Source organism: Shewanella sp. (assembly GCF_051658185.1).
Lineage (GTDB): Bacteria > Pseudomonadota > Gammaproteobacteria > Enterobacterales > Shewanellaceae > Shewanella.
This window is the reverse complement of record NZ_JBOFMC010000289.1, coordinates 1-5,069: the sequence shown is the minus strand read 5'-3', so window position 1 is coordinate 5,069 and position 5,069 is coordinate 1. Positions and strand designations below refer to the sequence as shown.

The 5,069-nt window shown below is 46.9% G+C and carries 2 protein-coding genes and 1 riboswitch; of the genes, one reads left to right on the top strand and one right to left on the bottom strand.

Annotated elements, in window-relative coordinates; genetic code table 11:
- Nucleotides 1–540 precede the first annotated feature (540 nt).
- Nucleotides 541–712: riboswitch (Lysine riboswitch) on the top strand.
- Between the two features lie 86 nt (nucleotides 713–798).
- Nucleotides 799–2,379: a Na+/H+ antiporter NhaC family protein gene (locus tag ACRCZA_RS11125; protein WP_438674504.1), complete on the top strand. Its 1,581-nt coding sequence runs from the start codon at nucleotides 799–801 to the stop codon at nucleotides 2,377–2,379.
- Nucleotides 2,380–2,757: 378 nt separating this feature from the next.
- Here the strand turns inward: ACRCZA_RS11125 and ACRCZA_RS11120 are convergent, their stop codons facing one another.
- Nucleotides 2,758–4,395: a lactate permease LctP family transporter gene (locus tag ACRCZA_RS11120; protein WP_438674503.1), complete on the bottom strand. Its 1,638-nt coding sequence runs from the start codon at nucleotides 4,393–4,395 to the stop codon at nucleotides 2,758–2,760.
- Nucleotides 4,396–5,069 lie beyond the last annotated feature (674 nt).

Sequence of the window (5,069 nt, the reverse complement as noted above, 5' to 3'; positions counted from 1 at the left end):
CCGGCAGAGGCTAAGCAGTACAAGAAACAGCGCAGTCAGCAGCAACTTGCTAAGGTGAGCGAGACCTAAGTATTAGCCCTGTGTCTTAGCCACGTATGGCAATCCTCACGCTAAAAGGCCAGATAGTGTTCTGGCCTTTTTAGTTAACCTGTTTGTCCAGAAATTGACCTGCTCACACAGAAATCAACCTATTCGCCTAGCAGTTATCCATTCGTTCGGCAGTGACCCCCTTAGTGCATTAGCCGAGTTCTTCACCGCTCCATCATTGCCAATTGTGCCTGATTTGGGTGAATCGTCATGCTTTCGCTGCGCCGCTCATCACGATGGCAAGCTCCTCAAGATGGCAAGATTGTAACGATAGCATGCGGGCTTTTTGTGCGGTTGATTTACGCGCCCTTGGCTCATCCATCGGGGTGACATTCGCCGATAAATCAGCATCAAGAGGGCGCACGAATTTGGCTAAAGCTGGGATGATTGTTGATTTATGGGATCAAAATGCTTGCTATAACTTCTCAGCTCGCTAGAATGCCCGCTCGAATACCTTTAAGTAGAGGCGCGCTGCCTATGACTACTTGTGCGGAGGGTGATGCCGCAGATGTACAAGGAAAGGAGTCAGCGCCGAAGTTGCCAGGTCATCAAACCGGGCTGCTGGTTTTGTATCTAATAGGTGCAAGACTGCCATAGTCATCCACTATGGAGCGCTACCTGAAGGGGCTTAGGAGTATGACCTCCCCATAGGTTTTGTTTCTTTATCCTCTCGGTAGATCTCCACCCGTTTTCTTTAGGTGAAAAGAGATCATGGACATTAGTCATTTTTCCGACTCCGCTTGGTCGGTACTTCCCCCGTTATTGGCCGTCGCGTTGGCGATCATTACCCGCCGCGTTTTATTATCCCTTGGCGTAGGGATTGTGGCCGGTAGTTTGCTGCTCAATCAGTTTTCTCCCCTCGATTCCTTGCACTATATGCTCAATACCGTGCTGAAGATCTTTTGGGTCGATGGCGCGCTTAATCGCGATAACATCAACATGCTGCTGTTTATGTTGCTGCTTGGCGGACTGATCAGTTTGATGAGTGTTTCTGGTGCCACCCGCGCTTTCGCCGAATGGGCGGCCAAGCGGGCTAAAACCCGCCGCGGCGCCAAAGGGTTAACGGGCATCATGGTGTTTGCCTTTTTTATTGACGACTTTTTTCACAGTTTATCGGTGGGGGCGATTTGCCGCCCAGTGACCGACCGCTTTCAAATCTCCCGCGCTAAACTGGCTTATTTGCTGGATTCGACCGCAGCCCCCGTGTGCGTGTTAATGCCGATTTCCTCCTGGGGGGCTTATATTATCGCCCTCGTCGGCGGGATTATGGCGGCCCATGGCATGACGGACCAAAGCCCGATTGCCGCCTTCGTGGAGATGATCCCGATGAACCTGTATGCGGTGTTTACACTGCTGATGGTACTGGTGGTGATTGCTTTTCAGCTCGATATTGGTTCGATGCGCTGGCATGAAGAGCGCGCGCTGCAGGGCAAATTGTGGGATGACTCTAAGGGGCGGCCTATCGGGTTAGATATGGATAGCCCAGAAGATAGCAACGGCGGCATGATTGACATGGTGCTACCTATCCTCACCCTCACGCTCGCTACTGTTTACTTTATGATTGACTCCGGTGCCGCTGTGCTCAGCGAGCAAGGGCTGCCATTTAGCGTGCTCGGTTCCTTTGAAAACACCAATGTCGGCTCCTCGCTAGTATATGGCGCCCTGTGCAGTTTAGCGGTGTCGATCACCTTGGCGCTGCGCCTAAAGCTGGGCGCTAAAAACTGGATCAAGGCCGCACCCCAAGGCGTGATGGCGATGTTGCCAGCCATCAATATTCTATTATTTGCTTGGGCGATTGGTGCCGTGGTGCGGGATGTGGAAACCGGTAAATATCTGGCCTCCCTTGCCAATGGCAACTTGCCGATTGAGGTATTGCCCGCCGTGGTGTTTGTGCTTTCTTGCGCCATGGCGTTTGCCACAGGCACCAGTTGGGGCACCTTTGGTATTATGTTACCGCTTGCCGGAGACATGGCCGCGGCCAGTGATATCACCCTTATGCTACCTATGCTGGCGGCTGTATTGGCAGGTTCAGTGTTTGGCGATCACAGCTCGCCGATTTCCAGCACCAGTATTTTGTCGGCCACTGGCGCGGGTTGCCACCATATTGACCATGTGATGACCCAGCTACCCTACGCCCTTGGCATGGCCTTTGGCGCCGCGTTAGGCTATTTGGCAATGGGCATAATGCATTCAACCTTAGCGGGTGTATGCGTGAGCGCCCTGTGGTTTATCCTGTTTGTCGGTTATCACCTGCAAAGGGCTAAAGCGCGTCAAACGCTGGCGAATGCCTAAGCAAAGCGTGCCTAACAGGCTGAATGTCGTGGTTTGAATGTTGTGGTTTACATTAAAGTAGATTGCAGTTAAGTCGATTGAATTTGGCAGATTTAATTGAGCAGTTTTACATCAGTTTATTGCAGTAACAACTGAGCTAAGCCTTGGGGCATCTCCCAAGCTTAGCGCGCGTGATCAAGGTGACTCATGGCCTAAGTGAGTGACTCACGGATTAAGTTGGTGATAAAACACCGCTTAATCTCACGGATTCACACGGGTTCGTTCACACCGGCTAATTCACTTGGCCAATGGAACCTGCGCCGAGCAAACCTGACAAATAAAAAAGCCGAGTGATAATCACTCGGCTTTTTTTATGGGCCTTTTTAATCGACCTTAGGATTATTTAGTGAAGAACACTAACGTCCAAGGGACGACATAGGCTTGGATAACGGTGAGCACACCAATAAAAGTACAGAAGAATAAACTGTGCTTTAAGGTAAAGCGGAACAGATCCGATTCTTTACCCGCAAGTCCAGTGGCGGCGCAGGCAACGGCAATGGATTGAGGTGAAATCATTTTACCTGTCACCCCACCCGTGGTATTGGCTGCAACCAATAACTCTGGCGTTACGCCAATTTGGTTGGCAGTGTTGGCTTGCAGCGCGCCAAACAGGGCGTTGGATGAAGTATCGGAACCGGTTAAGAATACCCCCAACCAACCCAAGAAAGGCGAGAAGAAGGGGAATGCAACACCGGTACCTGCCAAGACTAAGGCTAAGGTAGACGACAGACCAGAATAGTTCGCCACAAACGCAAAGGCTAATACTAAGCCAATCGAGAGGATAGGGAACTTTAATTCAAGCAGGGTTTCTTTAAAGGATTTTAGCGCATTGGATACTGACATATTCAGTACCACAATTGAGATCATCGCCGCGATTAAAATCGCCGTACCGACAGCGCCCAATAAATTTAATTTATAGATGGCAGCATAAGGCGCAGCTTCAGCAACAATCGGTGCACTCTTGATCACTAAATTGTGCAGATAAGGGACTTCAATACTGATAGTGGCAAAGCTTAATGCCGTTTGCACACTTTTAAAACTCCACAGCGTTACAATCGCGGTGAGAATAATAAAGGGTGACCAAGCTTTAAAGATTTGACCATTAGAGAACGTCGATTTAGGTGTAATCGCGCGCTGTTTCATGCCCGCAAACGTGAAAATCTCTTTTGGTTGCCACACTTTTAAAAATAGCGTTAAACAAATTAAGCTGACGAGGGCCGAAGTGATATCCGGTAATTCTGGACCAATAAAGTTAGAGGTTAAGAATTGTGTTATCGCAAATGACACACCTGCCACTAACGTTGCAGGCCAAGTTTGTTTAATCCCGCGAATACCATCCATCATGGCAATTAACCAGAAGGGCACAATAATCGATAGGATTGGTAATTGGCGACCTGCTAATTGACCAATATGGAAGGGATCAAGTGATGAAACTTGTCCTGCCACAATAATTGGAATACCCATAGCACCAAACGCAACCGGTGCAGTATTGGCAATTAAGCAAAGGCCCGCAGCATATAATGGATTAAAGCCAAGGCCCACTAATAAGGCGGCAGTAATTGCCACAGGCGCGCCAAAACCTGCCGCCCCTTCAAGGAAGGCACCGAATGAAAAACCAACCAATAACATTTGTAAACGTTGATCTTCCGTCACCGAAATGACCGATGAGCGGATGACTTCAAATTGGCCAGTTTTAACGGTAATTTTGTATAAAAATACCGCGGTGATAATAATCCACGCAATTGGCCATAGGCCATAGCTAAACCCGTATGCAGCAGAGGCAAGAGCCATGCCTGCGGGCATTTTATAGGCAAAAATAGCCACTGCAAGGGCAATTAACAGGGTTAATGCACCAGCGATATGACCTTTAAGTTTTAATACGGTTAAAGCCAAGAAGAAAAATACAATCGGCAGCAAAGCAACCAGTGCAGTGAGCCACAAGCTACCAAGTGGTGTATAGGTTTGGATCCAAGTCATAGGGCGTTTCCAAATTGTTATAATGTAGGGTGTTAATTAACCGCATCTGGGATGCGGCGCAGTTAATACTAATGTTTAGTGATGTTCTAGTATGTTTTAATGTTACTATAAGTGATGTTAGTCACACAATAAAGTGTTTTGATTGGTTGTTAATTCATGCTGACTTAACAATTGAGCAATCTTGTCTGACGATATGAAGTGCTTAAGCTAAATTAGTCTTACATAATTTGCGTGCAGTTTTATTAGGATTATTTAATGTGATTTACTACTGTTTGATTTTTCTGCATGCTTAAGTGCTTTTAACTATCCATGTCGCATGAATTTAGGCATGGGGTTAATTGTGCATATTTACTCAGTACGATTAATTAGATTAATTATTAAACATATTAATGGCTAAAAAGTCAGCGGTATTAATTAGATTATTGTCCCCCTATGACTAACGAATATCTAGAAAAATGAAGACACTTTGCTAAATATTGTTAACACTGCAACGCTGTCTGATTTAAAGCGTGTTTCATTGATAGTTGCTTTAAAAACCCCAACAAGCTAATGGGTTGGGCTTTTTTTACTAAAAATCTGCTTTTTTTCAGCCAAATAGGTCAACTGAGTTAGTTATCATCCCTTTGCCACCTTAACTTACCCGTTTTTTAACGCTAAGTGACTTTTCGTCATTT